Annotated in this window: 15 protein-coding genes; 8 read left to right on the top strand and 7 right to left on the bottom strand. The window is 72.8% G+C overall.

Annotated elements, in window-relative coordinates; all coding sequences use genetic code 11:
* Nucleotides 1-168: 168 nt before the first annotated feature.
* Entirely contained in the window at nucleotides 169-840 is a 672-nt protein-coding gene (locus tag IO36_RS26530) for an O-methyltransferase (RefSeq protein WP_037623476.1), read from the top strand.
* Nucleotides 841-891: 51 nt separating this feature from the next.
* Here IO36_RS26530 and IO36_RS26525 read toward each other — a convergent pair whose 3' ends face one another.
* Entirely contained in the window at nucleotides 892-1,287 is a 396-nt protein-coding gene (locus IO36_RS26525; RefSeq protein WP_037623538.1) for an FHA domain-containing protein, read from the bottom strand.
* A gap of 120 nt (nucleotides 1,288-1,407) precedes the next feature.
* Here IO36_RS26525 and IO36_RS26520 point away from each other — a divergent pair, with 120 nt between their 5' ends.
* Entirely contained in the window at nucleotides 1,408-1,830 is a 423-nt protein-coding gene (locus tag IO36_RS26520; RefSeq protein ID WP_037623475.1) for a DnaJ family domain-containing protein, read from the top strand.
* A 134-nt stretch (nucleotides 1,831-1,964) separates the two neighbouring features.
* Here IO36_RS26520 and IO36_RS48380 read toward each other — a convergent pair whose 3' ends face one another.
* Nucleotides 1,965-2,723: a hypothetical protein gene (locus IO36_RS48380; protein ID WP_245173496.1), complete on the bottom strand. Its 759-nt coding sequence runs from the start codon at nucleotides 2,721-2,723 to the stop codon at nucleotides 1,965-1,967.
* 14 nt (nucleotides 2,724-2,737) lie between these two features.
* Nucleotides 2,738-3,598: a hypothetical protein gene (locus tag IO36_RS43855; protein ID WP_037623474.1), complete on the bottom strand. Its 861-nt coding sequence runs from the start codon at nucleotides 3,596-3,598 to the stop codon at nucleotides 2,738-2,740.
* A 172-nt stretch (nucleotides 3,599-3,770) separates the two neighbouring features.
* Here IO36_RS43855 and IO36_RS26505 point away from each other — a divergent pair, with 172 nt between their 5' ends.
* The gene (locus IO36_RS26505; protein ID WP_037623473.1) at nucleotides 3,771-4,301 is read left to right on the top strand and encodes a GNAT family N-acetyltransferase; all 531 of its coding nucleotides are present in this window, start codon (nucleotides 3,771-3,773) and stop codon (nucleotides 4,299-4,301) included.
* Between the two features lie 30 nt (nucleotides 4,302-4,331).
* Here the strand turns inward: IO36_RS26505 and IO36_RS26500 are convergent, their stop codons facing one another.
* Nucleotides 4,332-6,503, bottom strand: a complete 2,172-nt coding sequence (locus tag IO36_RS26500; protein ID WP_078943451.1) for an MDR family MFS transporter — start codon at nucleotides 6,501-6,503, stop codon at nucleotides 4,332-4,334.
* Between the two features lie 167 nt (nucleotides 6,504-6,670).
* On the opposite strand from IO36_RS26500, the gene IO36_RS43850 reads away from it, so the two are divergent.
* Entirely contained in the window at nucleotides 6,671-8,005 is a 1,335-nt protein-coding gene (locus IO36_RS43850; protein WP_245173495.1) for a peptidoglycan-binding domain-containing protein, read from the top strand.
* Between the two features lie 317 nt (nucleotides 8,006-8,322).
* Here IO36_RS43850 and IO36_RS26490 read toward each other — a convergent pair whose 3' ends face one another.
* Entirely contained in the window at nucleotides 8,323-8,985 is a 663-nt protein-coding gene (locus tag IO36_RS26490) for an HAD-IA family hydrolase (protein ID WP_037623471.1), read from the bottom strand.
* A gap of 721 nt (nucleotides 8,986-9,706) precedes the next feature.
* Entirely contained in the window at nucleotides 9,707-10,288 is a 582-nt protein-coding gene (locus IO36_RS26485; RefSeq protein ID WP_037623470.1) for a TMEM165/GDT1 family protein, read from the bottom strand.
* A gap of 575 nt (nucleotides 10,289-10,863) precedes the next feature.
* Between IO36_RS26485 and IO36_RS26480 the strand changes: the two genes are divergently transcribed.
* The 3 genes from IO36_RS26480 (at nucleotide 10,864) to IO36_RS26470 (ending at nucleotide 14,164) form a co-directional block, all read left to right on the top strand.
* The gene (locus tag IO36_RS26480) at nucleotides 10,864-11,508 is read left to right on the top strand and encodes an HNH endonuclease family protein (protein ID WP_037623469.1); all 645 of its coding nucleotides are present in this window, start codon (nucleotides 10,864-10,866) and stop codon (nucleotides 11,506-11,508) included.
* Between the two features lie 142 nt (nucleotides 11,509-11,650).
* Nucleotides 11,651-13,321 (top strand): alkaline phosphatase D family protein, encoded by a 1,671-nt coding sequence (locus IO36_RS26475; protein ID WP_037623468.1) that lies wholly within the window; start codon nucleotides 11,651-11,653, stop codon nucleotides 13,319-13,321.
* Between the two features lie 204 nt (nucleotides 13,322-13,525).
* Complete coding sequence (locus IO36_RS26470; protein WP_037623467.1) at nucleotides 13,526-14,164, top strand: DedA family protein; 639 nt, start codon at nucleotides 13,526-13,528, stop codon at nucleotides 14,162-14,164.
* A 191-nt stretch (nucleotides 14,165-14,355) separates the two neighbouring features.
* Here IO36_RS26470 and IO36_RS26465 read toward each other — a convergent pair whose 3' ends face one another.
* Nucleotides 14,356-14,592 (bottom strand): DUF2277 domain-containing protein, encoded by a 237-nt coding sequence (locus IO36_RS26465; RefSeq protein WP_037623466.1) that lies wholly within the window; start codon nucleotides 14,590-14,592, stop codon nucleotides 14,356-14,358.
* Between the two features lie 102 nt (nucleotides 14,593-14,694).
* On the opposite strand from IO36_RS26465, the gene IO36_RS26460 reads away from it, so the two are divergent.
* Nucleotides 14,695-15,468: an MBL fold metallo-hydrolase gene (locus IO36_RS26460; protein ID WP_037623465.1), complete on the top strand. Its 774-nt coding sequence runs from the start codon at nucleotides 14,695-14,697 to the stop codon at nucleotides 15,466-15,468.
* Nucleotides 15,469-15,547: the final 79 nt, after the last annotated feature.

Genomic DNA, 15,547 nt, shown 5'->3' with positions numbered 1-15,547 from the left:
ACCCCTTCGGCCGGGCCCCGGCGCCGTCGTCGGCGGGGGCGCGCTGCCGGGGCGCGTCATCCGCGCGGCAGGCGGCCCGAATCCCGCTGGCACGGGCGGGCGGCGGCGGATAGGTTCGACACCGGAAGTCCTTAGCGCATCTAACTAGGCATATGAAAGGCCCGGTGCATGAGCGAGTCGCAGCTCTGGAACGACGTCGACGACCACTTCACCACCCTCCTGGCCCCCGCCGACGAGGTCCTCACCGCCGCGCTGCGCGACAGCGACGCGGCCGGACTGCCCCCCATCAACGTGGCGCCGAACCAGGGCAAGCTGCTCCGGCTGCTCGCCGAGATCCAGGGCGCCCGCCGCATCCTGGAGATCGGCACCCTCGGCGGCTACAGCACCATCTGGCTGGGCCGCGCGCTGCCCGCGGACGGACGGCTGATCACCCTGGAGTACGACCCCCGACACGCCGAGGTCGCCCGCGCCAACCTCGCGCGGGCCGGCCTCGACGAGATCGCCGAGGTGCGGGTCGGCCCCGCCCTGGAGTCCCTGCCGAAGCTGGCCGACGAGAATCCGGAGCCGTTCGACTTCGTGTTCATCGACGCGGACAAGGTGAACAACCCGCACTACGTCGAGTGGGCGGTCCGGCTCACCCGGCCCGGCAGCGTGATCGTCCTCGACAACGTGGTCCGCGGCGGAGCCGTCACCGACGCGACGAGCACCGACCCGAGCGTGCTGGGCACCCGGGCCGCGCTCGAACTGTTCGCCTCCCACCCGAAGTTGGACGGCACGGCGGTGCAGACCGTGGGCAGCAAGGGCTACGACGGTTTCGCCCTGGCCCGCGTACGGGCCTGACCGACCGCCGGAAACTTCCCACCGCGCCCCGCACCGCCCGGCCGGTCCGCCCTAGACCTCGTGGTAGAAGCCCACGTTCACGGTGTGGGGTCCGGTGCGGTCCTGGATGACGAGCTCGCCGGAGCCGCCCGCCGGGAGTCTGGCGGTCCCGCCGTACGGCAGCGGCTGCGGCTGCAGCCCCGTGAGGATCAGCCGGACCTCGGAGGACGGTTCCGCGTGGGAGCCCCGGAGCCAGGTGACCTGCCAGGAGCCGTCCGGGCCGCACTGGAACTCCAGGTGGACCCGGGAGACGAACAGCCAGTCGTCGGGGGTCGCGAGACGGCACACGGCCCGGTCCCTGCCCACCCGCAGCATGGCTCCGGGGTCGCTCGGCGCGTCGGCCATCTGCATCCCGGCCGTCGCTCCGGCATCCCCTCCGGACACCGAGGCCATGGTGAGTTCGAGCAACGCGCGCTCCTTCGTGAGGTGCTGGTCCAATGGTCCTGCCGGGGAACGAGGTTGCCCCGTCGCCGCCGCATGATAATTCGACCTTTCCCCTCGCTGTGTGACCTCCTGCACAATGGACGCATGACCGAGCGCAAGCCACCCGGTGTCAGCTTCGAGTCCTGGGTCGACCGGCAGATCCGCCAGGCGGAGGCCGCCGAGGACTTCAGCCGGCTCCCCGGCGCGGGCAAACCGCTGCCGGAGGTCACCGACACGCCGTACGACGAACTCTGGTGGATCAAGCGGAAGATGGCCCGCGAGGGCCTCTCCGTGCTGCCGCCCACCCTGGCCCTGCGCAAGGAGGCGGAGGACGTGATCGCGGCCGTTCCGGCGCTTCCCTCGGAGCGGGCCGTGCGGCGGACGATCGAGGACATCAACGCCAAGATCCGCGAGGTCATGTTCAAGCCCCCGCCGGGCCCTCCCCTCGGCCTCAAGCCGTACGACGTGGAGAAGATCGTCCAGGAGTGGCACGCGGCCCGCGAGACCCGGCCCCCGGACGCCCCGTAACCCCACGGGCCGGCGACACCTGATCCGCGAGGGCGCCCGACCGCGTCCGCGCCGGAGAAGGACGTGAGGCCGCGCCCCGGGGCATGGTCCGGGGCGCGGCCTCACTTCTCACCGGGGAAGGTGTCCGGGCCGGCTCAGATGCGCAGGAGCCGTTCGGTCATCTCGCGGTAGTCGCGCAGGGCGAGCCGCAGCCGCTCGGTGTCGGACTCGGCCGCCTCGCCGGACTGCCAGGACGTGCGCAGGTCACGCCGCCGCCGGGTCACGGCCTCCGTGAACCGGCCCGCGAGCTCCTCCAGCACCTGGTCGGCCTCCTCGACGGAGGCCTGCGGCCCGTCGATGAACCCGCCGACCGCGTGCCGCATCCGCAGCGAGAACTTGTCCTGCAGGTCCAGCGGCAGCATCCGCTCGTCGCGCCCGGTGCCGCCGTCCCGGGGTACGGGCGGAGGCGCGGGCAGGTCCGGGGAACCCTTCGTACGGGACGCGGGGCGGCCGCCCGGAGTCCGGTCCTCGCCGTCGCCCCGGGCGTCCCGCCCGGCGGCGCCGCGGCCCGTCGTCCCGGTCCCGGCCGGCCGGTCCGCCCGGCCGTCACCGTTCCTCTCGAAGCCGCCGTCCTTGTCCGGGGCTCCGTCCTTGTCCGGGGCTCCGGCCCTGTCCGGGCCGGGCGCGGTGGACGGGGGTTCGGCCCGGCCCTTCAGGGCCTCGCGGCGCGACACCTCACCGGTGCCGCCGTCGCCCTCGTGCGCCAGGTCGTCGGGAGAACGCTCGGGCGGTACCGGGGTCACCCGGCCCTTCATCGCGGCCTCTCCCGGTTCGGTGCGGCCCGGTGTCACCGGGCCCTTCGTCGCGGCGCCCTCGCGGGACGGGGCGCGCTCGGGATCCTGCTCCGGCTTCATGGCGCTCACCTTTCTCAACTCCCCTTCGCCTGCCGCCTGGTGAACGACCAGGGCAGGGAGGAGCGAGTGTCGGGGGTGGAAGTCCTGGTGCCGTTCTCGGCGTTCTCGGCGCCCTCGGCGTTCGTGTCGCGCCCGGCGCGGGGGGCACTCTGCGCCGGCTCCGGCTCCCCTGTGCGCCCGGCGGTGTCCGTCGTCCCGGCCGGCTCGGCGCTCCGGGAGGCCTTGGTCAGCGCGAACCGCCGGGTGTGCTCCGGCCGGCCCTCCGGGGACCCGTTCGTGTCCTCGGTGTCACGGGTCCGGCGGGGCGAGGCGTCCTGACGGGTCGGGGCCAGCAGGTCGTCGAAGAGGTCGCGGGCCTCCAACATGGCCGAGCGCAGGCCCTCGGTGTCGGCGCCGCCGTCCCGGCCGCCGCCGGAGCGGGCCAGCGCGGCCCGGTGCACATGGCGGTAGCCGTGGACATGGTGCCCGTGGTGCACGGAGAGCGCGGAGACCTGCTCCTCGTAACGGTCGCCGTCGGGGAAACCACGCGCTCCGGCCAGCTCGCCGAGCAGCCGGTCGGCCTCGGCCACCGCCTCCTGGGGCGAGTCGACGAACCGCTCCTGGGCGGCCGTCCAGCCGGCCGCGTACCGTTCCCGGTCCGCCGCGTCGAGCGGGAGCTCGCGCAGGTCGCCGTGCCGCTTCACGCGCTCGTTGAGGTCGCGTTCGGCGGCCCGGGTGTCGCCGTCGTGCCGGGCGACGGTCCGGTCGTACTCGGGTCCGAAGCGCCGCCGCAGGGCACGCCCGCCCGGCGGCCTTCGGGCGCGGAGGGTCAGGGCGGCCGCGACAACGGCAACGGCCGCCACGATGATCAGAGCGATGATCACGCCTGTGGACATGGGTGCCTTCCCGGTTCTCGACCCAACGGGCCGGTTCCTGGACCGGGTTGCCCGGAACCCTCGCCTCAAACGGCCCCCCGACCGCACGGACCGTCAACACCAGTCCTCCGGTCGGCTGTTCGCCCGGCGCGCCCCGAATCCGGTTGCGCACCGGGGGCAACGCCCGCCGACAATGGCCGGCATGACCCGATCGCCTGCCCGCACGCCGAGTACCTGGAGCGTGGCCCCCGAGCCCTTCGACTCCCCCGCCGCCGCGACACTGTGGCGGGCGTACTACACGGAGGTCAGCGACCGCTGGTACCAGCTGCACGAGGGACGTACGACGGATCCCGACGAGCTGGAGCGGGAGATCGCCGCGCGGACGGGATCCGAGTTCGCGGCGCCGACGGGTGTGCTGCTCGTCGCCCGCCACGACGGGGAACCCGGCGGCACGGCCGGAGTACGGATGCTCGACGCCACGACGGGCGAACTGAGCCGGGTGTTCGTCCGTCCGCACCTGCGCGGCAGGGGCGCGGCGCCCCTCCTGCTCACGGCGGCCGAGGCGGCCGCCCGCGAGCTGGGCGCCCGGACGCTGATCCTCGACACCCGCGGCGACCTCGTCGAGGCGCGGGCCCTGTACGCCCGGCACGGCTACGAGGAGACCGCCGCGCACAACGACGACCCGTACGCCGAGCACTGGTTCCGGAAGGAGCTGACCGGCTGAGGGACGAGGGCTCCGGGCCTCGCCGCCCGCTCAGGCGGGTCCTCCCTGGGTACGGGCGGCCGGGGCGCCCTCGTGCGGGCGTTCCGCGTCGGAACCGCACATCTCCTCGTTCAGCTCCGCGACCAGCCGGGTGAGGTCCGTCGGACGGTCCGGTGTCCACCAGTCGCCCAGGAGCTCGGCCAGGGACTCCTCACGGGCCCTGGACAGGTTCCCGGCGGTCAGCCGCCCCTCGTCGGTCAGCACCAGGTCCAGACCCTCCCGGCGGGCGAGCCGGCGTTCCTCGATCTGCCGGGCGGCGGCCAGCACCACGTCCAGGGGTACGGCGCTGTGCTCGGCCAGCAGGGCGGGCTCCGCCCACCCGTACTTCTTGATCCGCAGCAGCAGCCAGCTCGCCGCCGGCATCAGGTCGTAGCCGGCCCGCGCGGTGATCTTCTCGTAGATCTCGCGGCGCCCCTCCCGGGTGCCGAGCGTCGACAGCGCCCGGCACACCTCGTCGTACGAGGACCGCTCGACCGGGTTGCTGGCGAGGGTCTCGGTGACGTCGGGGGTGGTGACGGAGCCGCGCAGCCGGTCCTCGCGCAGGAACCAGGCCAGCACGAACCCGAGCAGGGCGACCGGGGCCGCGTAGAGGAAGACGTCCGTGATCGAGGTCGCGAAGGCGTGCAGCACGGGCGGCTGGAGGTCCGCGGGCAGCTGAGCGATCCCCTTCGGATCGGCCTTCAGGGAGTCCGTGGTGATGCCGGGCGGCAATTGCTGCCCGCCCAGCGCCTTCGTCAGGTTGTCGCCGAGCCGGCCCGCGAAGACCGTGCCGAAGATCGCGACGCCGAACGAGGCGCCGATGGACCGGAAGAAGGTCGCCCCCGAGGTCGCGACGCCGAGGTCCTCGTACGACACCGCGTTCTGCACGATCAGCACCAGCACCTGCATGACCAGGCCGAGGCCCAGCCCGAACACGAAGAAGTAGGTGCTCATCAGCCCGGTGCCGCTGTTCTCGTCCAGCTGGTGCAGCAGGAGCAGACCGAGCGCCGTGATCCCCGTACCGGCGACCGGGAACACCTTCCAGCGGCCGGTACGGCTGACGATCTGCCCGGACACCGTGGACGACAGCAGCAGTCCGAGCACCATCGGCAGCATGTGCACGCCCGACATCGTGGGCGAGATGCCCTGCACCACCTGGAGGAACGTCGGCAGATAGGTCATCGCCCCGAACATCGCGAAGCCCACGATGAAGCTGATGATCGCGGACAGCGTGAACGTGTGGACCCGGAACAGCTTGAGCGGCAGCACGGGTTCGGCCGCCCGCCGCTCCACCGCCACGAAGGCGACGCCCAGCACCACGCCGAGGACCACGAGCCCGATGATCTGCGGCGAGCCCCAGTCCCAGGTGGTGCCGCCGAGCGAGGCCACCAGGACCAGACACGTGGCGACCGCCGCGATCAGGAACGTACCGGCGTAGTCGATCACGTGCCGGGCCGACTTCCTCGGGATGTGCAGGACCGCGGCGATCACCGCGAGCGCCACCACGCCCACGGGCAGGTTGATGTAGAACACCCAGCGCCAGCTGAGGTGCTCCGTGAACAGCCCGCCGAGCAGCGGCCCCAGCACGCTCGTCGCGCCGAACACCGCGCCGAACAGCCCCTGGTACTTGCCCCGTTCCCGCGGCGGGACGAGGTCGCCGACGATCGCCATCGACAGCACCATCAGCCCGCCGCCGCCGAGTCCTTGCAGCGCCCGGAACGCGATCAGCTCGCCCATGTTCTGCGACATCCCGCACAGCGCCGAGCCGATCAGGAAGATCACGATCGCCGTCTGGAAGAGCCGCTTGCGCCCGTACTGGTCGCCGAGCTTGCCCCACAGCGGGGTCGCCGCCGTCGACGCGAGCAGATACGCGGTGACCACCCAGGACAGGTGCTCCAGACCGCCCAGGTCGCTCACGATGGTCGGCAGCGCGGTGGACACGATCGTCTGGTCCAGTGCGGCGAGCAGCATGCCGAGCAGAAGGGCGCCGATCGACACGAAGACGCTGCCGTGCACCGAGTCCCGGGCGTCGGCCGCGGCCGCGCTGCGGCGGCGCAGCGCCGATTCGCTCAGCTCGACCGAGCCGTGCGCTCCCGACGGCTCGCCCGGACCGTCGCCGCCCGTCTCCGCCCCTTCCGGCCCGCGGCCGGACGGAGCGTCCGAACCGTGCGCGTCCCCGGTCATGCGGCCTCCCTGAGCCCCGAGGGTCCCGGTCACCCTCCATCCTGAGCGGTGTGTCCGGTTATGGCCTGTCGAAGCGGCCGGAATTCGCGATTCAGGGGGGCTGCTTGAAGGTTGTATGAAGGTCCTCCGCATAATCACTGGAGTTTTCAGGGGGGAGGGACCCACTCGTGACTGAACCGACCGGGCATGTCTGCCCCGCGTGCGGCGCGCACCGGACGCAGGACGGCACCCCGTCCTGCGGCTGTGCCCGCACGATGTCCGACGCACTGCGCGACAAGCGCGCGGCGCAGGCCGCGGCGGAGGACTTCAACCCGCTGCGGATACGGCCCTATGTGGAGCTGGGCACGGAGGACGCCGGGCTCACCGGCGCCGGCCCGGCCCCGGGCGAGGCCGCAGGCGGTCCTGACGGGGCCGGCGCGGCCCCGGGGTCCTGGCACGCCTCCCCGGCCGCCGGAGAGCCCTGGGCGGCCGCCCAGGGCGCCTGGGCACCGGAGGGCGCCTCGGCGCACCCCGCTCCGGGCCACGGCGGCGACCCGATGCTCCTCGGCGGCGCACCGTACGCCGGTGCCGAGCCGGCGGGTTCCGCGTACGGGGCCGCGCAGGGCGGCGGGATGCCGATGCCGCCCGCGAGCGGTCAGGACGCGGCCGCCTCCACCATGCGACTGGCCGCGATCCCGGCCGACGCGACGATGCGGCTGGCCCCCGTACCGGGGGACGCGGCGCCGCGATCCGTTCCGCTGCCGCCGGAGGTCACCCCCGCGTCGGCTCCGACGCCGGCCGACGCCACCATGCAGCTGAAGGCCGTCCCCTCGGATGCGCGCGCCGGCGGCCCCTTCCCCGATAGCTCGCGCCGCCCGGAGTCCGGCCGCGGAGGCTCGGGCGCGGAGCGCCCCAAGCGCCGTCGGCGCGCCGGGGTCCTCGCCGTCACCGGCGTCGTGGTGACCGTGGTGGCCGCGGCGGGGGCCGTGAGCGGACTGCTCTCCTCCGACCCGCCCTCGCGGGACGAGGCCCAGCCCAAGGACGTACGGACCACAGCACCGGACATCCTGTCCGACACGGCTTCCGCGGTGCCCTCGGCGAGCGCGTCCTCGTCCGCTTCGGCGTCGGCGTCCGCGTCCGCCTCGGCGAGCGAGAGCCCGTCGCCGTCGGCGTCCGTGTCCGAGTCGGCGTCACCGTCCTCCTCGGCGAGCGCGTCGCCGACTTCCGCCCGGCCGAGCCCCACCGCGACCGCGACGGCCCCGGCCACGACGGGCGGCGGCGGTACGAACGTGGCGGCCGGGCCCACCCTGCGGCGCGGGGACAGCGGGTCCGAGGTGACCGAGCTCCAGCTGCGACTGGGCCAGCTCCACATGTACCGGCACCAGGCCGACGGCCAGTTCGACCGTCACCTCGAGGACGCGGTGCGCTGGTACCAGTGGGCGCGGGGCATCTCGGGAGACGATCCGGGTGTGTACGGACCGGCGACACGGGCGAGCCTGGAGGCGGAGACGTCCCAGCCCTGAGCACCGCCGACGCCGGCTTCGGCCTGTCCCGGCCCTCTGCGGTTCGGGTCCGGTGGGTGGGTCGGGGCCGCGCCGGTGCATCAGCCCGTCGCCGTTGGACAGAGATGTGGACGTTAGTGGCGACGGGCATCGATGTACCGGCACGGCCCCTCGCGTTCGCACCCGGCTGCGGGTGCGTGGGGGTGGGGGTTGGGGGTGGCGGCCCGGGCCCCCGGATCCCGGACCGGCCCGGACCGCGATCCGACCGAAAGATCAGCCGGCGCAACAGCAGATCATCTGCATTTGATCATCTGATCATCCGCATTCGATCTTCTGCCTCAGGCGATGTGAAGGCGGATGGTGCCGTCGCCGACGATCTCGACGCGGACTTCGGTCAGGTCGCGTACGGCGGCGTCCGGGCCGTGGAAAGGTGCGCGGGGGCCGATGCCGACGACCCGCATACCGGCTGCCTGGCCTGCGGCAATCCCGGCCGAGGAGTCCTCGAAGACGATGCAGTCCTCGGGTGCGATCCCCAGCTCGGCCGCCCCCTTGAGGAAGCCCTCGGGGTCGGGCTTGCTGGCGCCGACGGACTCGGCCGTGATCCGTACGTCGGGAAGTCCGAGCCCGGCCGCCGCCATGCGCGCGGTGGACAGGGCCACGTCCGCCGAGGTGACGAGCGCGTGCGGCACTCCGGCCAGGGAGGCGAGGAACTCCGGCGCTCCCGGGATGGCGACGACACCGTCCATGTCGGCGGTCTCCTCCGCCAGCATCCGCTCGTTGTCCGCGTAGTTCTGCTCCATCGGACGGTCCGGCAGCAGCACCGCCATGGACGCATATCCCTGCCTGCCGTGGACGACCTTCATGACCTCGTCCCCGTCCAGCCCGTGCCGATCGGCCCAGCCCCGCCAGCAGCGCTCGACGACGACGTCCGAGTTGACGAGGGTGCCGTCCATGTCGAGCAGGAGGGCGCGGGCGGTCAGAACAGTGGTGGCCGTGGTCATCGGCAAGCTCCAAAACGCAAAGAGGGGACCCAGTACACCCCCGGAAAACAAGGCGGCCCCGCCCGCCGGTCAGGGAGTCGCGGACGGGAACCACTTTGTTCCTACACGATACAAAACAATGCCCCACAACGCCACCACAGCACGTCAGAGCCCCATCGCAAGCATTTCAGAGCCGTGTCAGGGCCATAAAGGATCAACAGCGGGGCCCATCCAGACCTCATCGCCCACCCGCACCCCAGAACCCACACACCCCAGGGTCCACACACATTCCGAGGTCCACCAAAGTGACGCTCACGCCGACACTTCGAGGCAACCTCGCCACGTCGAAGCGCCCCCAGACCCCACAGACACAGATGGACCACGGACGAGGATGGACGTGCACGGGGGCACCCTCACCCAAGCCGCCACCCCGGTCCCCCACACCCACCCTCCCGCAGCCGGGACCCGGTGCCGGGGGCAGAACCGCAGCCACGACTCACCGGCACCCGGCATCCGGCGCGAGGGACTGAAGCATCCGGGACCGGAATGGTCAGACACCACGCATCGATGCCCGTCGCCACTAACGCTCACATCTCTGTCCGACGGCGACGGGCTGATGCACCGGCACGGCCCCGACCCACCCACCGGACCCGAACCGCAGAGGGCCGGGACACGCGAATCCGCGCACCCCGACCCCGGCCGACCAAAGAGAGCGGGGAAAGCCGGCGCCGCCGACCAGCCACTAGCCCGCCACAGCCTCGTACAGGCTCCACACCCCGAGCCCCATCATCAGCACAGCCGCCACCTTGGTGATCAAAGACAACGGCACCCGCTTCATCAGCGCCTTGCCGCCCACGATCCCCAGCCCCGCCACAGCCCAAAGCCCCAGCACCGCACCGAGCCCCACCGACAGCGGATCGTCGTACCGCGCCGCGAGGTTCGCCGTCATGATCTGGGTGAGGTCACCGAACTCGGCGACGAGGATGAGCATGAAGCCCGCCCCGGAGACCTTCCAGAAGGTCTGGTTCTCCGGCTTGCGGACCTCCTCCTCGTCCTCGTCCTTCTTCATCAGCAGCACCGCGGCACCGCCGAGGAACAGAACACCGGTAACGGCATGCACGATCTGCTGCGGCAGCAGCGTCAGCACACTGCCCGCCGCGACCGCGAGCGCCACATGGAGGGCGAACGCGGCGGCGACACCGGCGAAGACGTACGAGGCGCGGTAGCGCGTACCGAGGACGAGTCCGGCGAGCGCGGTCTTGTCCGGCAGCTCGGCAAGGAAGACGACACCGAAGACGAGCGCCATCACGCTGAAGCTGATCAAAATCCCTCAATCGGTCGGGCTGCCCCACCGAGAGTGTTGCGACTGCGCGTGCTGTGACTGCGCGACACCTCGGCACGGCAGCACACGGCGACGCCCGCGCCGATGGGCGCGGGCAGAAGCGCCCACGCCGGAAAGGCCCGGCAGGGCACGTGCACTGCTTGCCGAAGGTCTCGCTGGCCGGCCTCGTGACCGAGGTCTGCCTCCGGGCGCCGGCTCAGACGAGCTGAGCAGTATGTCGACGGTCCGGCGAAGAGCTACTCCCCTTCTGCACCGCCCATAGTACGCGACCCCCGAAGCGCCCCCCAGGGCCGAAGGTCCCGCAGCCCGGCACCCCGCCTCACGGAAGACCCAGCACCCCGCCTCGCGACGAGCCCGGCGCCCCGCCTCACGGAGGACCCCGCACCCCGCCTCGCGACGAGCCCGCACCCCGCCTCACGGAGAAAGTTCAGTCCCGAACCTTGTCATGTCATGAACGCGTCATTATTTTCTAACCGCGCACTTACCTCACGGCTACACGACGCCGCGAGCATTCGTTCGCCCGTACTCCAACACCCCCACAAACCAAGGGAGTTCGCATGCCAAAGGTCTACGCGCGTCGACGGCTGAGCATACTCGCGGCCTTCACCGGACTGATAGCCCTGGCCGGAGTTTTCAACGGCCCGACCGCCTCCGCCGCCCTCCCCACCCCGGTCAGCGCGGCCACCGCCCGCACCTATCTCGCGTCCCTCACCGTCGCGACGGAGAACCGCACCGGCTACGCCCGCAGCCTGTTCCCCACGTGGATCACGATCAGCGGCACCTGCAACACCCGTGAGTACATCCTCAAGCGCGACGGCTCGGGCGTCACCACCGACTCCGCCTGTGTGGCCACCGGCGGCAGCTGGTACTCCGTCTACGACGGCGCCACCTGGACCGCCGCCTCCGACGTCGACATCGACCACCTCGTGCCGCTCGCCGAGGCCTGGGACTCCGGCGCCAGCGCCTGGACCACGGCCCAGCGCCAGGCCTTCGCCAACGACGTGACCCGCCCGCAGCTGCTCGCCGTCACGGACAACGTCAACCAGTCCAAGGGCGACAAGGACCCGGCCGAGTGGATGCCGCCGCTCAGCTCGTACGCCTGCACCTACGCCCGCGCCTGGGTGCAGGTGAAGTACTACTACAACCTGAAGGTCGACTCCGCGGAGAAGACCAAGCTGACCTCGGTCCTGAACGGCTGCTGACCCGCCCCCGCTCCCGGCACGGACGGCGGCCGCGGCCGCCCGGTTCCGGACACCGCCCCCCACGATGTTCACGGTGTCCGGAACCTCCCCGGGAGCCTCCGTCGTTCCGTACCGTACGGGGCGACGGAGGAGGGGGGCCGCCATGGCCGAACTGCGCCTGGGACCGCTGCTGAGGTACGTGGACAACTCGTCGGCGACCTTCTGGGTCGAGACGAGCCGCCCGTGCACCGCCGAGGTGCGCTGCGCGGACGGTACCCGCGGAGCCGCCCGGACCTTCCAGATCGCGGGCCACCACTACGCACTGGTTCCGGTGAGCGGACTGACACCGGGCACCGCCACCGCGTACGAGATCCTGCTGGACGGCATGACCGTGTGGCCGCTGCCGGACTCGCCGTTCCCGCCCTCGGCGGTTCACACCCCCGCCGGCGACGACACCGCCGTCCGCGTCACCTTCGGCTCCTGCCGCTGGGCCGCCCCGCCCGCGGACGAGCGCGACCCGGTCGGACCGGACGCCCTGGACACCCTCGCCGCCCGGATCGCCTCCGCCCCCGAGGACGAACGCCCGGACGTACTGCTCCTGCTGGGCGACCAGGTGTACGCGGACGAGGTCTCCGCGGCGACCCGCGCGTGGATCGCCGCGCGCCGGGGCCTGGAGGACCCCCCGGGCCATCAGGTCGCGGACTACGAGGAGTACACCCGCCTCTACTACGAGTCCTGGCTCGACCCCGAGATCCGCTGGCTGCTGTCCACGGTGCCCAGCTGCATGATCTTCGACGACCACGACGTCATCGACGACTGGAACACCAGCGCCGCCTGGCTCGCCGAGATCCGGGCCACCCCGTGGTGGCGCGAGCGGGTGCTGAGCGGTCTGATGTCGTACTGGGTCCACCAGCACCTCGGCAACCTCTCCCCCGCCGAACTCGCCGCCGACCTGCTGTACGCGGCCGTACGTGAGACCCCCGACGGCACGGACGTGCTGCGCGCCTTCGCCGCCCAGGCCGACGCCGACCCGGCCTCGGTCCGCTGGAGCTACCGCCGCGACTTCGGCCGGACCAGGGTGCTGATGCTCGACACACGCGCGGCCCGCGTCCTGGAGGAGAAGGACCGGTCGATGCTCGATCCCGGGGAGGCGGCCTGGCTTCGCGAGCAGGCCCTCCAGTCACCCCGGTCGCGGGACCACCTCCTCATCGGCACGTCGCTGCCCTGGCTGCTGCCCCCGCTGATCCACCGGGCGGAGACCTGGGACGCGGCCCTGTGCCGGGGCGAGCGGGGCCGGCGCTGGGCCCGGTTCGGCGAGAAGCTGCGCCGCGCGGCCGACCTGGAGCACTGGGCGGCGTTCCCGGAGTCGTTCGGCGAGCTGGCCGACCTGATCGCCGAAGCCGGCTCCGGCGAGAACGCGCCGGCGACCGTGTGCGTGCTCTCCGGCGACGTGCACCACGCCTACGTCGCCGATCCTGTCTGGGCCGACCCCGCCCGGCAGCCCGCCGCCCGGGTCCTCCAGCTGACCTGCTCCCCCGTCCACAACTCGATCCCGCTCACGATCCGGCTCGGCTTCCGCTTCGGCTGGAGCCGCCCCGCCCGGCTGCTCGGCAACCTCCTCGCCCGGCACGGCCGTTGCGCACCGCCGCCGGTCGACTGGCGCAAGACCGGCGGCCCTTGGTTCGGCAATCAGCTCATGACCCTGACCCTGCAAGGCCGTTCGGCTTCGCTGCGGCTGGAACAGGCGCGGCGGACCCGGGGCGGAGGCGCCGGCCGCACGGCGGCGCGCGCCCGGCTGACCACGGTGTCGGAGTCCCGGATCACCCCGGAATAACCGCCTTCCTCACGGTCCCCGAAGCCCGCTCGCATACCGCAGCGTGCGGAACCGTGAACGTGATGTGACCGACACATGCGTCCCCGGAGGATCTCCAGCCCCATCCGCGGCGTACGCTGTATGGCTGTCACAGGCCGCCACGCCACTCCCGCGAGGAGCGGCGCGGACGGACTCACGGGGCGGGGCGGTCGGGGGAGAGTTTCGGTGCTGGAGAGTCTGGGGTCGCTGACAGGCAGCCCATGGATCTACGCGGTGATCGCCGTGTCCATCGTCCTCGACGTGTTCCTGCCCGTCCTGCCGAGCGGCGTCCTGGTCATCACGGCGGCGACGGCCGCGGCCGGTTCCGCCACGGCGACCGGCGCCGTCCCCCACAGCGTGCCCGACATCCTGGTGCTCACCCTCTGCGCGGCCACGGCCTCGGTCCTCGGCGACATGGTGGCGTACCGCCTCGCCTGGCGCGGCGGCGACCGTCTGGATCGCGCCATCGCCCGGTCGCGCCGGCTGACCCGGGCGCAGGAACGTCTCGGCGAGGTCCTGGCGCGCGGCGGCGGCGCCCGCGGTCTGCTCGTGGTCGTCGCCCGTTTCGCCCCGGCGGGCCGCTCGGTCGTCTCGCTCGGCGCGGGTGCCGCGCACCGCCGGATCCGTGAGTTCCTGCCCTGGTCGGTCTTGGCCGGCCTGGCGTGGGCCGGTTACAGCGTGGCCCTCGGCTATTTCGGCGGCCACTGGCTGGGCGCGACCTGGCTGGCGACGGCCGTCTCGGTCGGCGCCCTGTTCATCGCGGGGGCGGGCGCGGCCTACCTCGTCCGCAGCCCCGCGATCCGGGAGCCGAAGACCGGCGCCTGAGCGACGGCACCCCGGCGACGGGCGATACGGAGCACGCAGGCACGCACGCCGTGGCCTCCGCGGCCACGGCCGGTACGGGCACACACGCCCCGCGGGGCCCGGGGCGACGGGCGTGACGGGCCCGCACGCGCCCCGCCCATCGGCGGCAAGGACCCTCGGGCCCCGAGCACCCTCCGCTCGCGGCGGCCGCGCTACGCGCCGACCGGAGCGCCGGAGCGGGCCCCGCGTACCTCCAGGTCGTCCAGCAGCTCGGCCGTGGCCAGCGCGACCGCCTCGACGGCCCGGTCGAAGACCTCACGGTTGTGGGCGGCCGGGGCGCGGAACCCGGAGACCTTGCGGACGTACTGCAGAGCGGCGGCGCGGATCTCCTCCTCGGTCGCTTCCTCGGGGATGGCGGGCGGACGGAGTGTCTTGATGCTGCGGCACATGAGTCCAGTCTCGCGCGTCCGGCGCCGTCGTGGTCACCGCTCGCGAAACAGGGCGCGCCACGGCCGGGAATAGCCCCGCCGGTCCGGCGGATTGATCAGAACATGACCTCAGTGGAGATCACCTACGTCGGCGGGCCCACCGCCCTCATCGCGATCGGCGGCCTGCGGCTGCTGACCGATCCGACCTTCGACGCTCCCGGCGAGTACCCCGTCGGAACCCGGAAGCTGGTGAAGACCGCCGGCCCCGCGCTCCCCGCCGGGAAGGTCGGACCGGTCGACGCGGTCCTGCTCTCGCACGACCAGCACCCCGACAACCTGGACGCGTCCGGGCGCGCGCTCCTCGAGGACGTCCCGGTGACCCTGTCGACGGCGTCCGCGCGGGAGCGGATCGGAGCGCCCGTACGGGCCCTTCGTCCCTGGGAGTCCGTCGAGCTGCCGCGTCCGGACGGCGGGTCGCTGCGGGTGACGGCCGTCCCGGCGCAGCACGGGCCCGACGGCTCGCTGCCCCTCGTGGGCGAGGTGACCGGTTTCGCGCTGTCCGGGGAGGGACTGCCCCGGGTGTACGTGAGCGGTGACAACGCGTCCCTGGACGTCGTACGGGAGATCGCGGACTGTGAGGGCCCCTTCGACGTCGCCGTGCTGTTCGCGGGTGCGGCGCAGACCCCGCTGGTTCCGGACGCGCCGCTCACCCTGACCAGCGAGGACGCGGCAAGGGCGGCGGAGATCCTCGGCGCCGCCCGGGTGGTCCCGCTGCACTTCGAGCACTGGGGACACTTCACCGAGGACGGTGCGGCCCTGACGGCGGCGTACGAGCGGGCCGGGCTCGGTGACCGGCTGCGGCTGCTCGAACCCGGGGCGTCGGTCAAGGTGCCGTGACGGTGTCCGCCGCCTCGCCGTTCGACGGAACACCCCAGCGAAATCTTGGAGTTGGGCAAGGATCTCCGAGGATTGACTC

This window comes from Streptomyces aureus (genome assembly GCF_000725495.1).
Classification (GTDB): domain Bacteria; phylum Actinomycetota; class Actinomycetes; order Streptomycetales; family Streptomycetaceae; genus Streptomyces; species Streptomyces aureus_B.
The sequence above is the reverse complement of the archived record's forward strand: the minus strand, read 5'-3'. Positions and strand labels throughout refer to the sequence as shown.